At 56.5% G+C, this 16977-nt stretch carries 21 protein-coding genes; 11 read left to right on the forward strand and 10 right to left on the reverse strand.

All coding sequences use genetic code 11. The annotated features are described in order from the left end of the window. Positions 1 to 72: 72 nt before the first annotated feature. Complete coding sequence (locus Z946_RS0104195) at positions 73 to 972, reverse strand: LysR family transcriptional regulator (protein WP_025054486.1); 900 nt, start codon at positions 970 to 972, stop codon at positions 73 to 75. A 131-nt stretch (positions 973 to 1103) separates the two neighbouring features. On the opposite strand from Z946_RS0104195, the gene Z946_RS21330 reads away from it, so the two are divergent. The 4 genes from Z946_RS21330 to Z946_RS0104210 all read left to right on the forward strand — a co-directional run bounded on the left by Z946_RS21330 (position 1104) and on the right by Z946_RS0104210 (position 3690). Next, positions 1104 to 1328, forward strand: coding sequence for a DUF1127 domain-containing protein (locus tag Z946_RS21330; protein WP_081780776.1), 225 nt, complete (start codon positions 1104 to 1106; stop codon positions 1326 to 1328). Next, the gene (locus Z946_RS0104200; protein WP_025054487.1) at positions 1318 to 1584 is read left to right on the forward strand and encodes a DUF1127 domain-containing protein; all 267 of its coding nucleotides are present in this window, start codon (positions 1318 to 1320) and stop codon (positions 1582 to 1584) included. The genes Z946_RS21330 and Z946_RS0104200 overlap by 11 nt, the downstream gene beginning before the upstream one ends. 112 nt (positions 1585 to 1696) lie before the next feature. After that, positions 1697 to 2278 carry a GNAT family N-acetyltransferase gene (locus Z946_RS0104205; protein WP_025054488.1) on the forward strand — a complete coding sequence of 194 codons (582 nt, stop codon included), beginning with the start codon at positions 1697 to 1699 and terminating at the stop codon, positions 2276 to 2278. Between the two features lie 287 nt (positions 2279 to 2565). Next, the gene (locus Z946_RS0104210) at positions 2566 to 3690 is read left to right on the forward strand and encodes a beta-ketoacyl-ACP synthase III (RefSeq protein WP_025054489.1); all 1125 of its coding nucleotides are present in this window, start codon (positions 2566 to 2568) and stop codon (positions 3688 to 3690) included. 5 nt (positions 3691 to 3695) lie between these two features. Here the strand turns inward: Z946_RS0104210 and arsH are convergent, their stop codons facing one another. Together arsH and Z946_RS0104220 are read right to left on the reverse strand one after the other, a co-directional pair. Further along, entirely contained in the window at positions 3696 to 4412 is a 717-nt protein-coding gene (gene arsH / locus Z946_RS0104215) for an arsenical resistance protein ArsH (RefSeq protein ID WP_025054490.1), read from the reverse strand. Next, the gene (locus tag Z946_RS0104220) at positions 4405 to 4863 is read right to left on the reverse strand and encodes a hypothetical protein (protein ID WP_025054491.1); all 459 of its coding nucleotides are present in this window, start codon (positions 4861 to 4863) and stop codon (positions 4405 to 4407) included. The genes arsH and Z946_RS0104220 overlap by 8 nt, the downstream gene beginning before the upstream one ends. A 294-nt stretch (positions 4864 to 5157) precedes the next feature. Between Z946_RS0104220 and Z946_RS0104225 the strand changes: the two genes are divergently transcribed. After that, a complete protein-coding gene (locus Z946_RS0104225; RefSeq protein WP_025054492.1) occupies positions 5158 to 5739 on the forward strand; it encodes a thymidine kinase in 582 nt (193 codons plus the stop codon). 34 nt (positions 5740 to 5773) lie between these two features. On the opposite strand, the gene Z946_RS0104230 is transcribed toward Z946_RS0104225, so the two are convergent. The 6 genes from Z946_RS0104230 to Z946_RS0104255 form a co-directional block, all read right to left on the reverse strand. Continuing rightward, entirely contained in the window at positions 5774 to 6112 is a 339-nt protein-coding gene (locus Z946_RS0104230; protein WP_025054493.1) for a tRNA-binding protein, read from the reverse strand. Beyond that, positions 6105 to 6920, reverse strand: coding sequence for a pyrroline-5-carboxylate reductase (proC, locus tag Z946_RS0104235; RefSeq protein ID WP_025054494.1), 816 nt, complete (start codon positions 6918 to 6920; stop codon positions 6105 to 6107). Before proC ends, Z946_RS0104230 begins: the two co-directional genes overlap by 8 nt. A 29-nt stretch (positions 6921 to 6949) precedes the next feature. After that, positions 6950 to 7450, reverse strand: a complete 501-nt coding sequence (locus Z946_RS0104240) for a type III secretion system chaperone family protein (protein WP_025054495.1) — start codon at positions 7448 to 7450, stop codon at positions 6950 to 6952. Positions 7451 to 7708: 258 nt separating this feature from the next. Next, positions 7709 to 8140 (reverse strand): hypothetical protein, encoded by a 432-nt coding sequence (locus Z946_RS0104245; protein WP_025054496.1) that lies wholly within the window; start codon positions 8138 to 8140, stop codon positions 7709 to 7711. A gap of 93 nt (positions 8141 to 8233) precedes the next feature. Then, positions 8234 to 10366 (reverse strand): coiled-coil domain-containing protein, encoded by a 2133-nt coding sequence (locus Z946_RS0104250; protein ID WP_152540552.1) that lies wholly within the window; start codon positions 10364 to 10366, stop codon positions 8234 to 8236. Positions 10367 to 10608: 242 nt separating this feature from the next. Continuing rightward, positions 10609 to 10848: an accessory factor UbiK family protein gene (locus Z946_RS0104255; RefSeq protein ID WP_025054498.1), complete on the reverse strand. Its 240-nt coding sequence runs from the start codon at positions 10846 to 10848 to the stop codon at positions 10609 to 10611. 93 nt (positions 10849 to 10941) lie between these two features. Here Z946_RS0104255 and lgt point away from each other — a divergent pair, with 93 nt between their 5' ends. The 5 genes from lgt to Z946_RS0104280 all read left to right on the forward strand — a co-directional run bounded on the left by lgt (position 10942) and on the right by Z946_RS0104280 (position 15158). Further along, positions 10942 to 11826 (forward strand): prolipoprotein diacylglyceryl transferase, encoded by an 885-nt coding sequence (gene lgt, locus Z946_RS0104260; RefSeq protein WP_025054499.1) that lies wholly within the window; start codon positions 10942 to 10944, stop codon positions 11824 to 11826. After that, complete coding sequence (locus Z946_RS0104265) at positions 11823 to 12881, forward strand: class I SAM-dependent methyltransferase (protein WP_025054500.1); 1059 nt, start codon at positions 11823 to 11825, stop codon at positions 12879 to 12881. Before lgt ends, Z946_RS0104265 begins: the two co-directional genes overlap by 4 nt. Beyond that, a complete protein-coding gene (gene pgeF / locus Z946_RS0104270) occupies positions 12878 to 13633 on the forward strand; it encodes a peptidoglycan editing factor PgeF (RefSeq protein WP_025054501.1) in 756 nt (251 codons plus the stop codon). Before Z946_RS0104265 ends, pgeF begins: the two co-directional genes overlap by 4 nt. A gap of 289 nt (positions 13634 to 13922) precedes the next feature. Beyond that, entirely contained in the window at positions 13923 to 14066 is a 144-nt protein-coding gene (locus Z946_RS21660; RefSeq protein ID WP_169736905.1) for a hypothetical protein, read from the forward strand. 315 nt (positions 14067 to 14381) lie between these two features. Next, complete coding sequence (locus Z946_RS0104280; RefSeq protein WP_025054502.1) at positions 14382 to 15158, forward strand: Hint domain-containing protein; 777 nt, start codon at positions 14382 to 14384, stop codon at positions 15156 to 15158. Between the two features lie 67 nt (positions 15159 to 15225). Here the strand turns inward: Z946_RS0104280 and Z946_RS0104285 are convergent, their stop codons facing one another. Further along, positions 15226 to 15726 carry an Lrp/AsnC family transcriptional regulator gene (locus Z946_RS0104285; protein WP_025054503.1) on the reverse strand — a complete coding sequence of 167 codons (501 nt, stop codon included), beginning with the start codon at positions 15724 to 15726 and terminating at the stop codon, positions 15226 to 15228. 224 nt (positions 15727 to 15950) lie between these two features. Here Z946_RS0104285 and trxB point away from each other — a divergent pair, with 224 nt between their 5' ends. Continuing rightward, on the forward strand, positions 15951 to 16961 hold the full coding sequence (gene trxB / locus Z946_RS0104290) for a thioredoxin-disulfide reductase (protein WP_025054504.1): 1011 nt from the start codon (positions 15951 to 15953) through the stop codon (positions 16959 to 16961). Positions 16962 to 16977 lie beyond the last annotated feature (16 nt).

The following is a 16977-nucleotide window of genomic DNA, read 5'->3' on the forward strand; positions in this document are numbered from 1 at the left end:
CAAATCCTGCGTATATGTCTGTCTGGGTCATGTGAAGGTGAAGTTGTACTGGTAAGGGCAAGTAAAAGCGCGTTAATCTTTAGGCCGGTCACGAAATTCTTTGACGAGGAAGTCGATCAGTGTGCGCGTCTTAGGCGCAAGATTACGCCTTTCTGCAAACATCACGACAATGTCTGTGCTGGGCGGCGCATACTCGGGCAGAACGTGGACAAGCTCCCCTGACTTAAAGCTCTCGCCCGCCATATAGAACGGCAAGCGCGCAATCCCGAGCCCTGCGAGGGCCGCACGAAAGATCACGTCGGTGCTGTTGCCTTCGAAACTGCCCTGCACTTCCAGAACCTGCCCGCCTCCGGCATCGGTGCTGCGCCACCCGTTTCGCCCACTGTCATCCGAGACCCTAAGGCAATTATGTTTTGCCAGATCCGTAAAAGTTTCCGGCATCCCTCGACGTTCCAGATAGGAAGGTGCCGCACATAGAACGCGCCGGCTTGCCATCAGACGACGTACAACGATATCGGGGTTCTTGCGCTGCTCGGCAAAGCAAATGGCCGCGTCAAACCCGTCCGCCTGTAGATCAACAACACGGTCCGTCAGATCAAGCGACACCTCAACCTGCGGGTTCGCATCCATGAATTTGGGCAGCGCCGGAATCAGCTGGGATTTTCCGAAAGCCACGGTAGAGGCGATCATTAATTTACCGCGCGGTGTGCCATCAAGGTTCGAAATGTGGTCTTGGGCCTCATGAAACTTTTCGGCCATCGCTTTGCATTTGCGGTAGAACTCTTCTCCCTCCTGGGTTGGGGAAACACCTGTTCTTGTCCTGTGCAGCAGGCGGTAATGCACATGGTCCTCCAACAAACCGATCTGCTTGCTAACAGCAGACGGGGTTTGCCCGACCGAACGCGCCGCCGCAGAGATGCTTCCCTGATCGACAACCGTCGCAAATATGAGCATCTGCGCTGAAATATCCATTCTTCACCTACAAGCGTTTCCATATGAGCATGGGTGCTATGCCAAATCGGAAATTGCGAGCGCTACCAACCGCGCCTATCTTCTGCAGTGCAGCATACATACTGCATCGCAGCAATAGACGAGGCACTATCATGGCAATATCAATTTCGAGAAACGGATCAGCCGCTGTTCTGGACGCTGGCCGCACGTTTTTTAATCAAAAGCGTGAGCAAATCGCGCGCGGCTTTGCCGGTTACGCAGTTTACCGTAGGACACGAAGCGAGTTGGCATCATTATCCGATCGCAGCCTTGCGGACCTGGGCATCGCACGCAGCAATATCAGAAGAATGGCTTTGGAGGCGGCGTATGGCGTTTAACTCACACATCGCAGAGACAGGCAGCAACGCGTCTGGATCATCCCTCTCCGCCATCTTTGATTTCATCAAAGCTCTTCCGCGCAAGGTCGCCTCGCAGGTTCGTGCTGGTACGCGCGCAATGCAGCAGGCACGCATGATCGGCATTCTGTCCAGTATGACCGATGCACAACTCGCGCAGGTCGGCATCACCAGAGCTGAAATTCCGCAGCATGCGTTGAAAATGCTCTCGGATGGGTTTGGAGAGCCGGAGCAGTAAACGACGTTGAGCAAAGACTGGCAGATCGAAATGCGCCAGTCCGTCTATATCATGCAGGGTTCCCGCTCCTCCCGAGGGTGCCCACTCAACCAAAAATCAGGATATTAGGGCCATGAGCCGTAGAGCCACCATTCCGAATATCGTCGTGCGGCGACTTTATCCTTCAGACCAAGAGGAAATTCTCAGCCATTTCCGGCGGCTTGATGGCCCGTCGCGGCGTGCGCGATTTTGCGGTGCGATCAAAGACGAAGGTGTCATCCGGTATGTCGCCAACATCTTTTCAGATTCGAGCATCTTATGTGGTGCGTTTATCGACGGACATTTGCGAGGCGTGGTTGAATTGCGTGGCGTCAGCCATTTTTGGGCCTCCACCGCCGAAGCAGCGTTCACTGTCGAGGCCGGATGGCAGAATGCGGGCATGGGTGACGCACTGTTTGATCACATCATTGCAATCGCCCGCAATCGTCGAGTGGCGCGGATTCAGATGAGCTGTCTGAAAGAGAACCTACCGATGCAGCACTTGGCTATGAAGCATAACGCGACGCTTGAGTATGACTGTGACATTGTTGAAGCGGTACTGCGCCCGAACCGTCCCAGTCCGTCATCTGTCGCGAAAGAAATCATCGGCGAATTTGAACGCTTCGGCCAGATTGCCCGCCGGTACGCAGCCACCCACTCCTCTGCGGCAAACTGATTGGTCTGCTCCGACACGCCGGGCAGGCTGGTGTTCGAAGCGCTCGGCTTCAGATCCATTTGTGTTGGTTTCGACCCTGATATCGAAGGTCTCACGTCCAACGACGGGCGTTGACAGGCTCTACCACCTTCGTCCACCTCCATCGGGGCAAATGTTTCCGATGGCGAGCCTTCACTAATTTCGCTAAAACTCTTCGAACCGACCGTTTGTACGCGTAGCGGACGCTACGGGCACCGTACTGAAGTGCGCGTCCCGCAGCGGATTGTTGAGATAGCGAAGGAAATTCCATGTATACACCCGCCATCACCGGCACCGGCGTTTTCACACCGGATCAGGTCATCACCAATGCTGAACTGGTCGAATCGTTCAACGCTTACGCAGACCTCTACAATGCCGAAAATGCTGCCGCTATCGAGGCAGGTGACCTGCCCGCCAAAGAGCATTCTTCCGAAGGGTTCATTTATAAGGCCAGCGGGATTGAGCAGCGTTATGTCATTGACAAAGAAGGCATTCTTGACCCGAAGGTGATGCACCCTCTTTTGCGCCAACGCAGCGATGAAGAGCCTGGTCTGATGGCCGAGATGGCGCTGGACGCTGCGAAAAAGGCGCTGAAAGCCGCCGGCAAAACGGCACAAGACGTGGATGCCGTGATCTGCGCGGCCTCAAATCTTGAGCGCGCCTACCCCGCCGTAGCCATCGAAATACAGGATCTCTTGGGTATCAACGGTTTTGCGTTCGATATGAACGTCGCCTGTTCGTCGGCAACCTTTGGCATTCAGGCCGCCGCTGACATGATACGAAGCGGCTCCATCCGCTCTGCACTGGTCGTCAATCCCGAGATTTGTTCCGCGCATCTGGAATGGCGTGACCGCGATTGCCACTTCATTTTCGGCGATGTGGCAACTGCCGTGCTCATGGAACGTGCGGAAGACGCGACAGGCACCTATTTCGAAATCAAATCAACACGCTGCGCGACGGAGTTCTCGAACAACATTCGCAACAACAACGGCTTCCTGCGCCGCTCTCGCCCTGATGGTGTGGCGGACAGACGCGACATGCAGTTCATGCAGAACGGTCGCAAAGTGTTCAAGGAGGTGTTGCCGATGGTATCGGAGCATATCGCGAACCATATGGCAGATAACGATGTTGAGGCTGATGATTTGAAACGCGTCTGGTTGCATCAGGCCAACAAGTCCATGAACGACTTTATCGGCAAAAAGGTCCTTGGCCGCACGCCGGAACCGGGTGAACAGCCGAACATCCTTCAGGATTACGCGAACACCTCTTCCGCAGGGTCGATTATCGCCTTTTCCAAGTATTCAAGTGATCTGAAAGACGGCGATACCGGACTGATCTGTTCGTTCGGGGCGGGATATTCTGTCGGGTCGGTGATCGTGCAAAAGCATGGCTAGCGACGCTAGCTGCTTTTGGAGGACACTCTCTTGTGAACCTCATCCGCACTTTCGACACGCTCCGAGTAGCGGTCGACCATATAGTCAGCGCGCCCACGAACAAGCCACGTAAATTTCACCAGCTCTTCCATCACATCGACGACGCGTGCGTAGAAGGGACCGTCCGGCAAACGGCCATCGCCACTAAATTCAAGCCAAGCCTTGGGAATACTGGACTGATTCGGGATTGTCACCATCCTCATCCAGCGCCCCAGTATGCGCATCTGGTTCACCGCATTGAACGATTGCGAACCGCCGCTGACCTGCATAACGGCCAGTGTCTTGCCCTGGGTGGGCCGGATGCCACCCTGGAGCGACAGCGGCAGCCAGTCGATCTGGCATTTCATGATACCGGTCATCGCCCCGTGCCGCTCGGGGCTGGACCAAACCATACCTTCGGACCAGACCGCAAGCTCGCGCAGTTCGACAACTTTGGGGTGGTCAGGCTCTACGCTATCAGGCAACGGCAGTCCGGCGGGATCAAACATCCGGGTCTCACAGCCCAAATGTTCAAGAATGCGCGCGGCCTCTTCTGCAGCTTTGCGGGAATAGCTTTCAGCCCTTAGTGAGCCGTAAAGAAGAAGTATCCGCGGCTTGTGTCCCGGATCATCCGCAGCCTTGAGCGCATCCACATCAATTTGCGGCAACGCATCCGCGCGCAAAGCGGGCAGGCTGTCAGTCACTTTCTTCTTCAAGGTTCAGCTTCATATCGACAAGAACCTGTTGCAGCATCGTTGTCTCTTTCAGCAGGCGCTTGGCCTCGTTCACGCTGATCCGACCGTCTTCCATCGATTCCTGGTATTCTGCCATCAACATGGCGAATCGCTGGGCCAACGCAATCACATCCGCGTTCACCCCACCCTTGCGGCCAGTGCTGTTGCGCCGGTCCTCAAAATTAAGGGTAATTCCGCGCAGTTCTGCCAAGGCCGCGGTCACGTGCGGATAAGAAGCTGCCTGCTCTAACTGGGCAACCGCATCAATCGGCATAAAGCGGTCTGAGTGTTCATCATTGTCTGAATAATAACGACCAAGCGTCGCTTTTGATTTGCCTGTCACTGTGCAGGCAGGTTCAATCCCGACGTCTTTGACCAACGCCTCAGTATGCTTTTTCAGGTAGCTGCCAATCACGGCCATTATTTCGTCCTCAATCCAACCGGTCAGCCCCCTACATGGCCGGGGCCGGGGAATGACCTCAGACTTTTCCCATTAATTGCCCGTGCAGTAAATGTCATTCCGTAAGTATCCTGACATGTTGACAGGATTTAACGAGTTCACAGCGCACCAGCTGTGCATGTTAGCGCGTGCGCCCACCTGGATGTCCGGCCCGCACAGCAGGACGACCTCGTGTGGCGCACGCTGCTTTGTTTGCGATTCTTATCGCGTCTTGACCTTGATCCCCCCCTTCAAAGCGACGTAACAGACATCCCCATGGCAAAACTCTATTTTCACTATTCCACAATGAACGCAGGCAAATCGACAGTTTTGCTGCAAGCAGCGCACAACTATGTGGAACGCGGCATGGTGCCGTATCTTCTGACGGCACAATTCGACGGTCGTGCCGGTGAAGGGCGGATCGCATCCCGCATCGGTATTGGCGAACAGGCGGATACATATGCGCCGGGTGAGGATTTGTTTGCAAAGCTTCAGGCGCGATTTGCCGCAGGGCCCTGTGCCTGCGTTTTTGTGGATGAAGCACAATTTCTGGAATCAGAGCAGGTCTGGCAGCTGGCGCGGGCGGTAGATGATCTGGATGTACCCGTCATGTGCTTTGGTTTGCGCGTGGATTTTCGCGGCCAGCTTTTTCCCGGTTCCGCCACCCTGTTGGCGCTGGCAGATGAAATGCGCGAAGTGCGTACCATCTGCCACTGCGGGAAAAAGGCGACAATGGTTGTCCGAAAAGGGCCCGATGGTAACGTTGTCAAAGACGGCGCTCAGGTCCAGATCGGGGGTAATGAAACGTATGTTTCACTTTGCAGACGCCATTGGCGCGCAGAAGTCGGCGATAGCTGAAGCCGGCATCTCTCCGAAAGAACGCAAAGTCGTTTTAGTGCATCCGCCCGCCGTCAGGCACCGGTCGGTCCGGCGACAAAAGCACGATCTCTCCGCTGGCGTCCGGCAGACCAAGCACCAGCACCTCTGACATAAAAGGTCCGATTTGGCGTGGTGGAAAGTTCACCACAGCCATCACTTGTCGGCCCACCAGCGCCTCCGGTTCGTAGTGCGCGGTGATCTGAGCGGATGTTTTACGCTCTCCGATGTCGCCGCCAAAATCGATCCAAAGCTTGATCGCAGGTTTGCGCGCTTCGGGAAACGGTTCTGCGCGGATCACTGTCCCGACGCGCACATCCACCTTCATAAAGTCATCAAATTCAATCTCAGCCACGGGCAAGCTCCCTTGAGCGGTCAGCAGCAGCAGCGACGGCACGGGGCATCAACGCGGGAAAGCCCTGCGCCTCGTCCATCAGCACCTCAAGAGCCGCCTGTGTGGTGCCATTGGGCGACGTCACATTCACACGCAACTCTGAGGGTGTTTCCTTTGCCTGCATGGCCAGCGCACCGGCCCCTGCCACGGTCGCCTTGGCCAGTTGCATCGCAAGCGCTGCGGGCAAGCCCTGTGCCTCTCCCGCTGCAGCAAGCGCTTCGATCATATGAAACACGTAAGCCGGACCGGAACCGCTGACACCTGTGACCGCATCGATCTGCGCTTCTGCCTCCAGTCTTACAACTTCGCCCACCGCACTCAGGAGCAGTTCTGCCTCCTCAAGTGCTGTTTTACCGGCCACGGAGTTAGCGACAATCGCCGTAATACCCTGCGAAATTGCGGCTGGTGTATTCGGCATCGCCCGCACAACTGGTGTCTTTGCACCCAAAGTCTGTTCAAAGTAGTCGATGGTTGTTCCGGCGGCGACGCTGATAAATAACGTTTTGCCATTCCCCATCGCCTGCAAGGTCGGCAAGGCATCGGCCATCATCTGTGGTTTGACTGCAACCAGCACAATCGCAGGCTCCGACGGAAGGTCCTCGTTCAGATGCACGCCCTGCGCTTGCAACCAGTCGGACGGGTACGGGTCAACAACCCAAACAGAGGTCGGAGGCAAACCACGCGCCAGCCAACCTGCCAGCATCGCCGATCCCATCTTGCCACAACCCAGCAGGACAAGGCCCTGTGCAGCGATCCGTGTGTCTTTCATGGTAGTCCCCCTTGCTTCGGAGGACAGTGTTACGCCCGCCCGTAAGCCTCTGCAATGGCGACCTGAAGCGCTTCTTGCGGGGTTTTATCCCCCCAGACCTGAAGCTGCAGCGCAGGATAGTAGCGCTCTGCTGACATGACAGCGGCACCGATCATGGTGTCGATCTGCTCTGCACTGGCATCGTGGCCACCTGCGCAAACAAGCCCGTAGCGATAGACCATCAGTTTCTGCTCGGCCCAATAGGTAAAGGCACCGGCCCAGCATTGATCGTTCACAAGGTTCAGCAACTCATACAGCCCCGCCATCTTGGCCTCTGGCGGATCAAGCTCGAATGTGCAAATCAGTCGCAGTGTTTCGTCGTAAGCGGACCATGCAAGCGTGATCGAATAGGTCCGCCACTGGCCTTCGACTGCCATGGCAATCTGTTCGTCAGATATGCGGTCGAAGTCCCACTCGTGATAGGCTGCCAAAGTCTCGACGATATCAATGGGATGAATATCTTCTTCAAGGTATTGCTCGGTCAGGGCCATTTTCGACACCTCTTTTTTGATGTCCAAGCCCGGGCAAACGCCGCACCAGACTTGGATGCCTGTACAACAGTCCGTGGAAGTTCCACCGACTGCTACAAGATATGGTGGAGGCAAAGTAGGTGTTCTGGCAACCCCCTTTTCTGGGGATAACCACAATTCGTGGGGGATAACTACGATATGTTGTGTATTGTGTGCAGCTACGGCCCAGACTTGCCCATTGATCTTTGGAAAGGGCAAGAGCCGCGGCTTAGGGTGTGGTCAATCCGGTTTCTGGAACTTGAACATGACAGAGCGCAGCTTGTCGCGGTCGGATTCCGCCATCCCGAAGGACAAAGTGCCCCATGCCTCTGGGCGGCTGAGCACGGTTTCCTCGTTCAATGACTTCCCGCGCGGCACTTCTGTCAGCTTCAGACGGGGAAACGCATCGATCAGCTGATCTACCGGCGGTGCCACATCATTCGGGATCGTCAGGACAAGAACATTGGGCGCACCGGTGGGCATATAACTAAGACTGACTTTCTCTAGAACTAAATCAGCAGGCGTCTCGCCAGCCCCTTCATCGCGCAGCTTGCGGTCTTTTGAAACCGGCGTCACCACGATGCCGAGCTGCGCTTTGACCGCTTCGGCACTTTGTGGCGGATCATTCACCATCGCCTGCACAAGGCCGATATATGTTGTTTTGTCGGTCATTTTCTCTCCTTGCTGCGCCTGTGCAATCGGGGGCAACCAGCACAGAATCCAGATTAGCCACGCATATCGTCTCATCTCAGATTCCGCGCGCCGTCAAAGCTTCTGAAACCACCAAAGACTGTCATAATACTCGCCATAATATTCGTTGTAATCGGCGCAGGGTTGGCCGTCAGCGCAATCGATTGAAGGCACCTCGCCTGCGGCATAGACCCGCGCAATCGCAGCCTCGGCGGCATCTGCATCACCATCAATCAGGTATTGGTCATAGATGCGGTTGTAATCGGCATGATTGGCCGATCTACCGGAAATAGTGATGTCGCTGCCGCCATTCTCAAGGATTTCACGTTGAACCCGGATGTTTTCCAGTGTTGCCGCACCCTCCCCCGCTAGCATGCTGTCCAGATAGGCTTGCTTGCTGCTCATGTCAGGGTCTTCGTCCTCGTTTTCGGCATGGCCGACTTCATGAGATAACGAACGCACGATTTGCGTCGGGTCGGACAGGTAATTGGCGTCAATCGTGATCGTCGAAGAGGCATGCGAACAGCCGCTGCCGCCGCCTGCGTCGCCAACCACGACCTGCCAGCCTGCCGCTTCGAGATCTTCAAGCGACTGGGTCAATTCAGGCGACCGACCTGCCAGTTCCAGCGCATCAATGGTCATGCCCGTGGTCATGCCTGGCGCATCCTGCGCAAGCATTGCTGCGTTGAATTCAGAAATCGCGTCAATCCCGTTGGCAATCTCGGCCTCGGCCGCAACCCAGTCTTCGGCAGCGGCCAGCGCATCAATCGGAGGAATGGTTTTGCGCACTGCTGTGATCTCGGCGCTCAGCGCAGAGGTTGCATCATTTTCCGCCGCACGCACCTGCCGGTCAAAGCTGCTGCGCCTGCTGGTATAGGCGGTCTTTTTGGCTTCAATCGCGGCAAAGAACTCTACCAGTTTCGCCTCAAGCGCCGCGATCTTGAGCAGGGCGGTCTCATAATCTTCGGCGGTTGCGGCCAGTTCCATCTCGGTCTGTATCGTGGCAAGCGCCGATTGGATAGGCTGCAAATAGGTCCATTCGGGGCGTGACGTGCTGGCCTCAAGCAATTCGTCCTGCATCGCAGCCAGCCGCGCCTCGTATAGATCACGGTCGGAAAGAACGGCCTCGATTGCTTCGATCGCGGTCTTAAAGGGGGGAAGGTTCAGCAGTGCGGTTTCATAATTCTGTTCCGCCTCTGCCGCGACAATCGCATCCTGCAACTCGATCATGGCCTGCATCGCCTCTGCCGTCCGCGCCACTTCGGATGTATTGAGGACCGCCGCACGCGCCTCAAGCGGGCGGTAGTCAGCCTCAAAACTGTCGCGCTGTTCGGACAGGGTGGTGAATTGCGCGTGCAGGGTTTCGACCAACCCGGTGAGGTTTTGCAACAAGGTGAGCGCCGCCGGATAGTCATGGGCTGTGGCCGCAGCCTCCATCTCGGTCTGGACGCCAAGGATTTCGGCCTGCGCCTCGACAAGGGCGGTAAAGTCCGTGGAAGACAAATCGTCAAGTTTGGATTGAATCGCCTCAAGGCCCGTCTGGTATTCGGCCATCTGCTGCTGCAGTTCGTCCAGCCGTTGCTCAAGCGGCTCCAGCAACAGGATGGCATCTGCAAGCAGGCTCTCGGCCTCGACAAAATTGCGGGCATCGGCAGCTGCATCAATGGTGCCGTTGCGGCTTTCGACGCTGGCAAGCCCTGATACAATTTCTTCGGCGGGAGGCTGTGCAAAGCGCAAGACATCGCAGCGCGTGTCATAGCTTTCGCGGGTCGGCAAATAGCGGGCTTGCGCCGCAAATTGCAGCAGGTAATCGGCATAGACCGGCTCAAGGCTGACCAGCGCCTGATCCAGCGCAGTGGTCGCATCGGCCCAACGCTCATCGGTGACGGCAAGCGGGATCGGATCAAATTCACCAGCCATGGTCACGGCATCTGGATGATCAAAGGCCTGAAGTTCGGCCAACTGCCCCTGCGCCGTAGTGAGTTCCCCCGCCCGGCCCAGCCAGATGTCGCGGTTGCGTTCAACCTCCGCGCGCAGTTCTGCGATCGCATCACGTAACTGGTTGATCTTGCCCAACACACGGTCGAGCGCCTCCTGCTCGGTGGCATCAATCACACCATCCTGCATATAAAGCTGACGCATCTGGCCTTCCTGGCCTTCCATCGTCGTTACCTGCGCTTCGCCTTCTTCAATTCTGACAAGCTTCACATTCCGGGCCATGACAAACCTCAAGAGAGCGCAGAAGCACTATAAGCGCACCGCGCAAGACTACAGATTTTCAGGTAACAGGTGAGGATGAAATGAAAGGCAGAAAAAATTCCGCCCCACCGTTCCTAAAATGACTAACTTAAAAATGACTTATACGGATCATACCACAAAACATGCATTCCAGCAACGTGGCGGTACAACCCTGAGTTCGTTCAAGAAAGTAGGAACGGCGGCAGTATTGGTTACTTTGCTTCTAGCTTTTCGAGTCGCGCTTTCAACGCTTCATTCTCTTCACGCGCTTTTTGCGCCATGGCGCGTACGGCGTCGAACTCTTCGCGGGTGACAAAGTCGCGGTCTGCCAACCAGCGGTCCATCAGACCTTTCATGGCGTTTTCGGCTTCGTCCTTGGCCCCTTGCGCCACACCCATGGCATTGGTCATCATCTGCGACATATCGTCAAAAAACTTGTTGCGGGTCTGCATTTCGGTCTCCGATCTTTGGTTGTCCTTTATATGGGGGCTGACACGCGTTCAGGCAAGGTTGACTTCCAGCGTTAACCGGTCTCAATCGGCGCTATGAACGCGCTCATCCCCTTTCCGAATATATCACCCGAAGTTTTCTCCGTATCGCTTTTCGGGATAGACTTCGCGCTGCGCTGGTATGCGTTGGCTTATATCGTCGGCATTCTACTGGGGTGGCGGCTGGTGTTGCGTGCTGCCGCGACGCCGCGCCTGTGGCCGGACAACAAGCCCGTAATGACAAAGGGCCAGATCGAGGATCTTCTGTTCTGGATCATCCTCGGCGTTATTCTTGGTGGGCGCCTAGGGTATGTGCTGTTCTATCAGGCCGGATACTATCTGACGAACCCGCTTCGCATTCTGCAACTTTGGGAAGGCGGCATGTCTTTCCACGGTGGGGCCATCGGTGTCATCCTCGCTGCCTTCTTCTACACCAAGCGGTATAATATCCCGACAATCTCTGCCGGTGATCTGGTGGCGCTTGGCCTTGCACCGGGATTGCTGTTGGGCCGTATTGCCAATTTCATCAACGCAGAGCTTTGGGGGCGTCCGACCGACCTGCTTTGGGGTGTAGCCTTCCCTACGCAGGCCGCGCAGTATTGTCCCGATGTTGTGGGGGTCTGCGCCCGCCATCCATCCCAGCTCTACGAGGCGATGCTTGAAGGTTTGGTTTTGGGTGGCCTCCTGATCTGGATGGCTTGGCGGCGCGGCGCGTTCAAAAGAGAAGGCCTGATGATGGGCACCTTTCTGGCAGGCTACGGTGCCGCGCGGTTCTTTGTTGAGTTCTTCCGTCAGCCCGATGCGCAGTTCATCTCTGACGGCAACCCGCTCGGACTTGCGCTGCACTCAGGTGGATACGGGCTGACAATGGGGCAGCTTTTGTGCATCCCGATGATCCTGGTTGGTGTATTCTTCATCCTGAGGGCCCGCCGCACAGCATGACACTCCTGAGCCAGATTGCCAGCCGGATTGCCGCACATGGGCCGATGCGGATCGACGAATACATGACCACCTGCCTGCTGCACCCGACGCTTGGCTATTATACCACGCGGGATCCGCTGGGACGTGACGGGGACTTTGTAACATCCCCCGAGATCAGTCAGATGTTCGGTGAGTTGATCGGCCTTTCCCTGGCGCAGACATGGCTGCAAAACGGTGCTCCGCCATCCTTCATACTGGCAGAGCTTGGCCCCGGCCGTGGCACCCTTATGGCGGACGCCTTGCGTGCATGCCGCGGCGTGCCCAGGTTCATAGAAGCGGCGAACGTTATTCTGATCGAAGCCTCGGACGTGTTGCGCGGCGCGCAGGCTGACGCACTGCGGGGCTACAACGTGAAGTGGTTTGACCGGATCGAGGACATGCCCCCGCAACCGCTTTACCTCATTGCGAACGAGTTTTTCGATGCGCTGCCAATCCGCCAGTTCCAGCGATCAGGTGCGCAGTGGCAAGAGCGACAGGTCGGGCTTGATGAGGGTACGCTTGTCTTCGGTCTTGCACCCCCTGCTCCCCAACCGACCTTGGCCGATCGTTTGAACAAGACGCCCGACGGCACCCTTGTGGAAATATGCGCAGCAGCCAGCCCGATAGCAGAAAGCATTGGTCAGCACATCGAACAATACGGTGGTGCGGCATTGATCATCGACTACGGCAATGCGCCGCTCAGCGGAAATACACTTCAGGCGGTGAAGTCCCACGAGACGGTCAGCCCGCTGGAAACACCGGGCCAGGCAGACCTTACCGCTCACGTTGATTTCGCAGCATTGGCCGAGGCCGCGCCCTGCGCCAGCAGCAGCCTGATACCACAAGGCGTGTTTCTGGAGCGGCTGGGGATCACCGCCCGCGCGCAGTCACTTGCGCAGGCTTTGGCCGGTGACGCATTACAATCGCATATCGCCGCGCATCGGCGGTTGACGCACCCCGAGGAAATGGGAAATCTGTTCAAGGTGCTGGCGCTTTTCAAGCGTGACAGTACGCCACCGCCCGGAGTTGAGACATGACACTGGAAATCCTGACCGCTGACAGTCTGGCCCAGACACGCCACGGCTTTTTCACCCGCAGGGGCGGAGCGTCTTCGGGTGTGTTCAGCGGATTGAACTGCGGGCACGGTAGCTCTGACCAGTCAGAGATTGTGGCAATCAACCGCTCCCGCGTAGCGGAAGCCATCGGCGTTGCGCCCGATCATCTTGCCGGTGTGCATCAGGTTCATTCTGCGCAGGCTATAACGCTGCATGGTCCCCAGACAGACAAACCAAAAGCCGATGCTTTGGTCACGGCAACACCGGGGCTCGCGCTTTCGGTACTTACCGCCGATTGCCAGCCTGTGCTGTTCGCAGATGTGGATGCGGGTGTCATCGGTGCCGCGCACGCAGGCTGGCGCGGCGCACTGGACGGTGTGCTTGATGCCACGGTTGAGGCAATGGAAGCACTTGGTGCGGACCGAAGTAACATCCTCGCCGTCATCGGCCCTTGTATCAGCCAACGCGCATATGAGGTCGGGCCGGAGTTCATGGACGATTTTCTGGCGCAAGACCCAGACTTTGACCGCTTCTTTGCCCAAGGAGAAGGTGACCGTCTGCTCTTTGACCTGCCGGGCTTTGGGCTAAGCCGTCTGCGGGCCGCTGGTGTGGGCAGCAGTGAATGGACGCGCCACTGCACCTATAGCGATGCAGACCGATTCTATTCATACCGCCGCACGACACATGCGAAAGAAGCGGATTACGGTCGCCTGATTTCAGTCATCACGTTGTGAACAGGGCGTAGAGGGGGCAATCTCCGCCCCCGTTCTGCCCAAATCCCTGTTCCATATGGGGAAACAATCCGCTGGTTTTGATCAGATTACCCTCGCTGGGCCTGCAAATACCCCATAAAACAGGGTGTTTTGGCGAATTAAGGCACCTGCGTCACAATTCTTTTCGCCGGACCCTGAATTTTTCTGAAAAATCTAACGGCCTGACAAAAACCAGCCAGATTGGACCGTCATATTCATCCTCAAGCAAAGGGCGACAACGTCCACACAAACCAGACCGAGGAACTGAGCCATGAAAATCAAGACACGCTTCATCAAAGGCATTGTAGAAACCGCAGCCAAAGAAGAGACCGTGATGCCATGGGCACGCGGTACACGCCGCGCGGCTTTTATCGAAAAGCGGAATGCCGCTGTAAAACTGCGCAAGACAGCCTGATCCCCACCTCCTCCAAGGTGTTCTGACAGGTAACGAGTGCTTAGGTCGTTATACCAACCCCGGATGCGTCGATTCGCATCCGGGGTTTTTCTTTTGGGCCGAAATGTGGCGAAACTCGGCAAAACCACCGAAACAAAATGGCCAAGTTTGGGCGAATTGGCGTTAAATTCAGTTCTAATGTTGTTCAAACTTTGACAATGGGCGTGCAATCAGGTGTTTTGGTCCTCATAGAAGAACCGAAATGACTACCTGTTATTTCCGTGCTTGTCGGTGGGGGCCGACACGGATGTGACCAACCTGAGAAAAGGTGATCGCATGACACTGACTGCTGCCTTGGGCCCGCGCCCGACTTCCGCTTCCCGTATGGGGGCATACTCATCTGCCGATAACTCTTACGCGTCACCTGCCGAAAAGATCCCGATGCGTAACTTTGAGATTGCTGCATTGCGTTCGGACAACTCGTTCTACGTCGGGCAAGACAAGGCACCTGCCATCTCTTTGTTTGACAACGCGTTCTCCGCATTTGCCCGCGGTACGTTGATCAGCACACCCCATGGCGATCTGGCTATTGAGGATCTGCAGCCTGGCGACATGATCAACACATCAACAGGCGAGCCGGCCAAACTGATCTGGGTCGGATCAAGCAGCTTTGTGCCTGCCGACGTTCAGAAACGCACACCTTTGCTGCGCATCATGGCTGATACTTTCGGTCAGGGCCGCCCGAATTCGTTTCTGACTGTGGGTCCGGCGGCTCGCATCCTGCACACGCCGCACCGGTTGCGTTCAGTCGCTGGTGAAAAGCGGATGCTGACACCCGTGCGTGAATTTCTTGACGGTGTGAACGTGATCGAGGTGGTCCCTCCGACACCTGTGCGTCTGTTTCACATCTGTCTTGATCGTCACGCGGCCATCAGCGCCGGCGGCGTCGAGATGGAGACATTCCACCCCGGTGCAAACGCGACAAAGTCCGTGTCACACGCCTTGCGCGACCGGTTCCTCGGGATGTTCCCGCAGATCAGCCACATCACCGACTTCGGTCCGCTGGCCCATCCGCGCGCGCCAGAGCGGGATGCGGAATTCGACGCGATCTGATATTTGAACAGCGTGGCAGGCCAACCGGTGCCGCCCGCAAGAGTGCTCCTCCTGACAACTGCTCGCGTCAGGGGGAGACTTCCAACCGTTTCTCTAGCACGTCGAACGGCACACCCGGTTCATCCTTGGCACCCCGGATGACAAGACTTGTCTTAACGCTTTCGACATTTGGCGTGGTCAAAAGCTCTCCGGTCAGGAAGCTTTGAAAGGATGACAGATCAGGGGCCACACATTTCAGGACAAAATCCACCTCGCCATTGAGCATGTGACACTCGCGCACCAGCGGCCACTCACGGCACTTTTGCTCAAAAGCGCTCAGATCGGCTTCGGCCTGACTGGCAAGGCCGACCATCGCAAAGACCTGCACTTCGAACCCGAGCTCTCGGGCATCGACCTGCGCATGGTAGCCTCTGATATAACCCTGCTCTTCCAATGTGCGCACCCGTCGAAGGCACGGAGGTGCCGAAATGCCAACGCGCTTTGCCAGCTCTACGTTTGTCATACGGCCATCTGCCTGCAACTCAGCCAAAATTTTCCGATCAATCGGATCAAGCCTTGTACCTGCCATCAAACGCCCCTTTCAATTTGCGATTGTTATAGCGATACACCAGCCAGCCGCAATATTATTTCGCCATAGCGCAACATTCTTTCTGCGCTTTCGGGACCCTGAATTTGGGCAATCAAATCAACGGTAAGGGGCAGTGCAGGCTGCGCCGTGTTTCTGGGGGTTTAAGACGGGTCCTTGCACGGTTATATCACCGGAAACGAACATTGTTTCTTGGGGGATGCCAGATGGCCGACACACGTAAAACCAAGGTTCTGATCATTGGATCAGGTCCCGCAGGATATACCGCAGGCGTATATGCCAGCCGCGCAATGCTGGAGCCGATCCTTGTTCAGGGCATCGAGCCCGGTGGCCAGCTGACCACAACAACCGAAGTTGAAAACTGGCCCGGCGATACAGAAGTCCAAGGGCCTGACCTGATGGTACGGATGGAAGCTCATGCCAAGGCGATGGGCACAGAGATCATCGGCGACATCATTACCGACCTTGATCTGTCCTCACGTCCCTTTCACGCCAAGGGCGACAGCGGCACGACCTATGTTGCAGACGCCGTGATCCTTGCGACCGGCGCGCGGGCAAAATGGCTGGGCCTTGAGACAGAAGAAAAGTTCAAAGGGTTCGGTGTGTCCGCTTGTGCCACTTGCGATGGTTTCTTCTACCGCGGCCAGGAAATCGTTGTGATTGGCGGTGGCAATACCGCTGTCGAAGAAGCGCTGTTTTTGACGAACTTCGCGTCCAAGGTCACGCTGATCCACCGCCGTGATGAGCTGCGTGCCGAGAAAATCCTGATCAACCGTTTGATGAAGAACCCCAAGATTGAACCATTGTGGTTCCATGAGTTGGATGAGGTCTATGGCACCGACAGCCCGCTGGGCGTTGAGGGTGTCAAAGTCAAACACACCAAAACCGGCGAGATCACGGACATTCCATGCAAGGGCGTGTTTGTCGCCATTGGTCATGCGCCATCAAACGAGTTGGTCAAAGATACGCTGGAAACGCACATGGGCGGTTATGTCGTTACCAAGCCCGACAGCACAGAGACCTCGATCCCTGGCGTTTTTGCAGCCGGCGATTTGACCGACCACAAGTATCGTCAGGCCGTAACCTCCGCCGGGATGGGCTGTATGGCAGCGCTTGAGGCAGAACGTTTTCTGGCTGAAATCGGCGAAGATGTTGAGATCGAAGGCGGCAAAGACACCTCCTTGCCGCTAGGCTACGGCGCGCAGCTCGCTGAATAACGACGCTTGACGCGAG

Source organism: Sulfitobacter noctilucicola, assembly GCF_000622385.1.
GTDB classification, from domain to species: Bacteria; Pseudomonadota; Alphaproteobacteria; order Rhodobacterales; family Rhodobacteraceae; genus Sulfitobacter; species Sulfitobacter noctilucicola.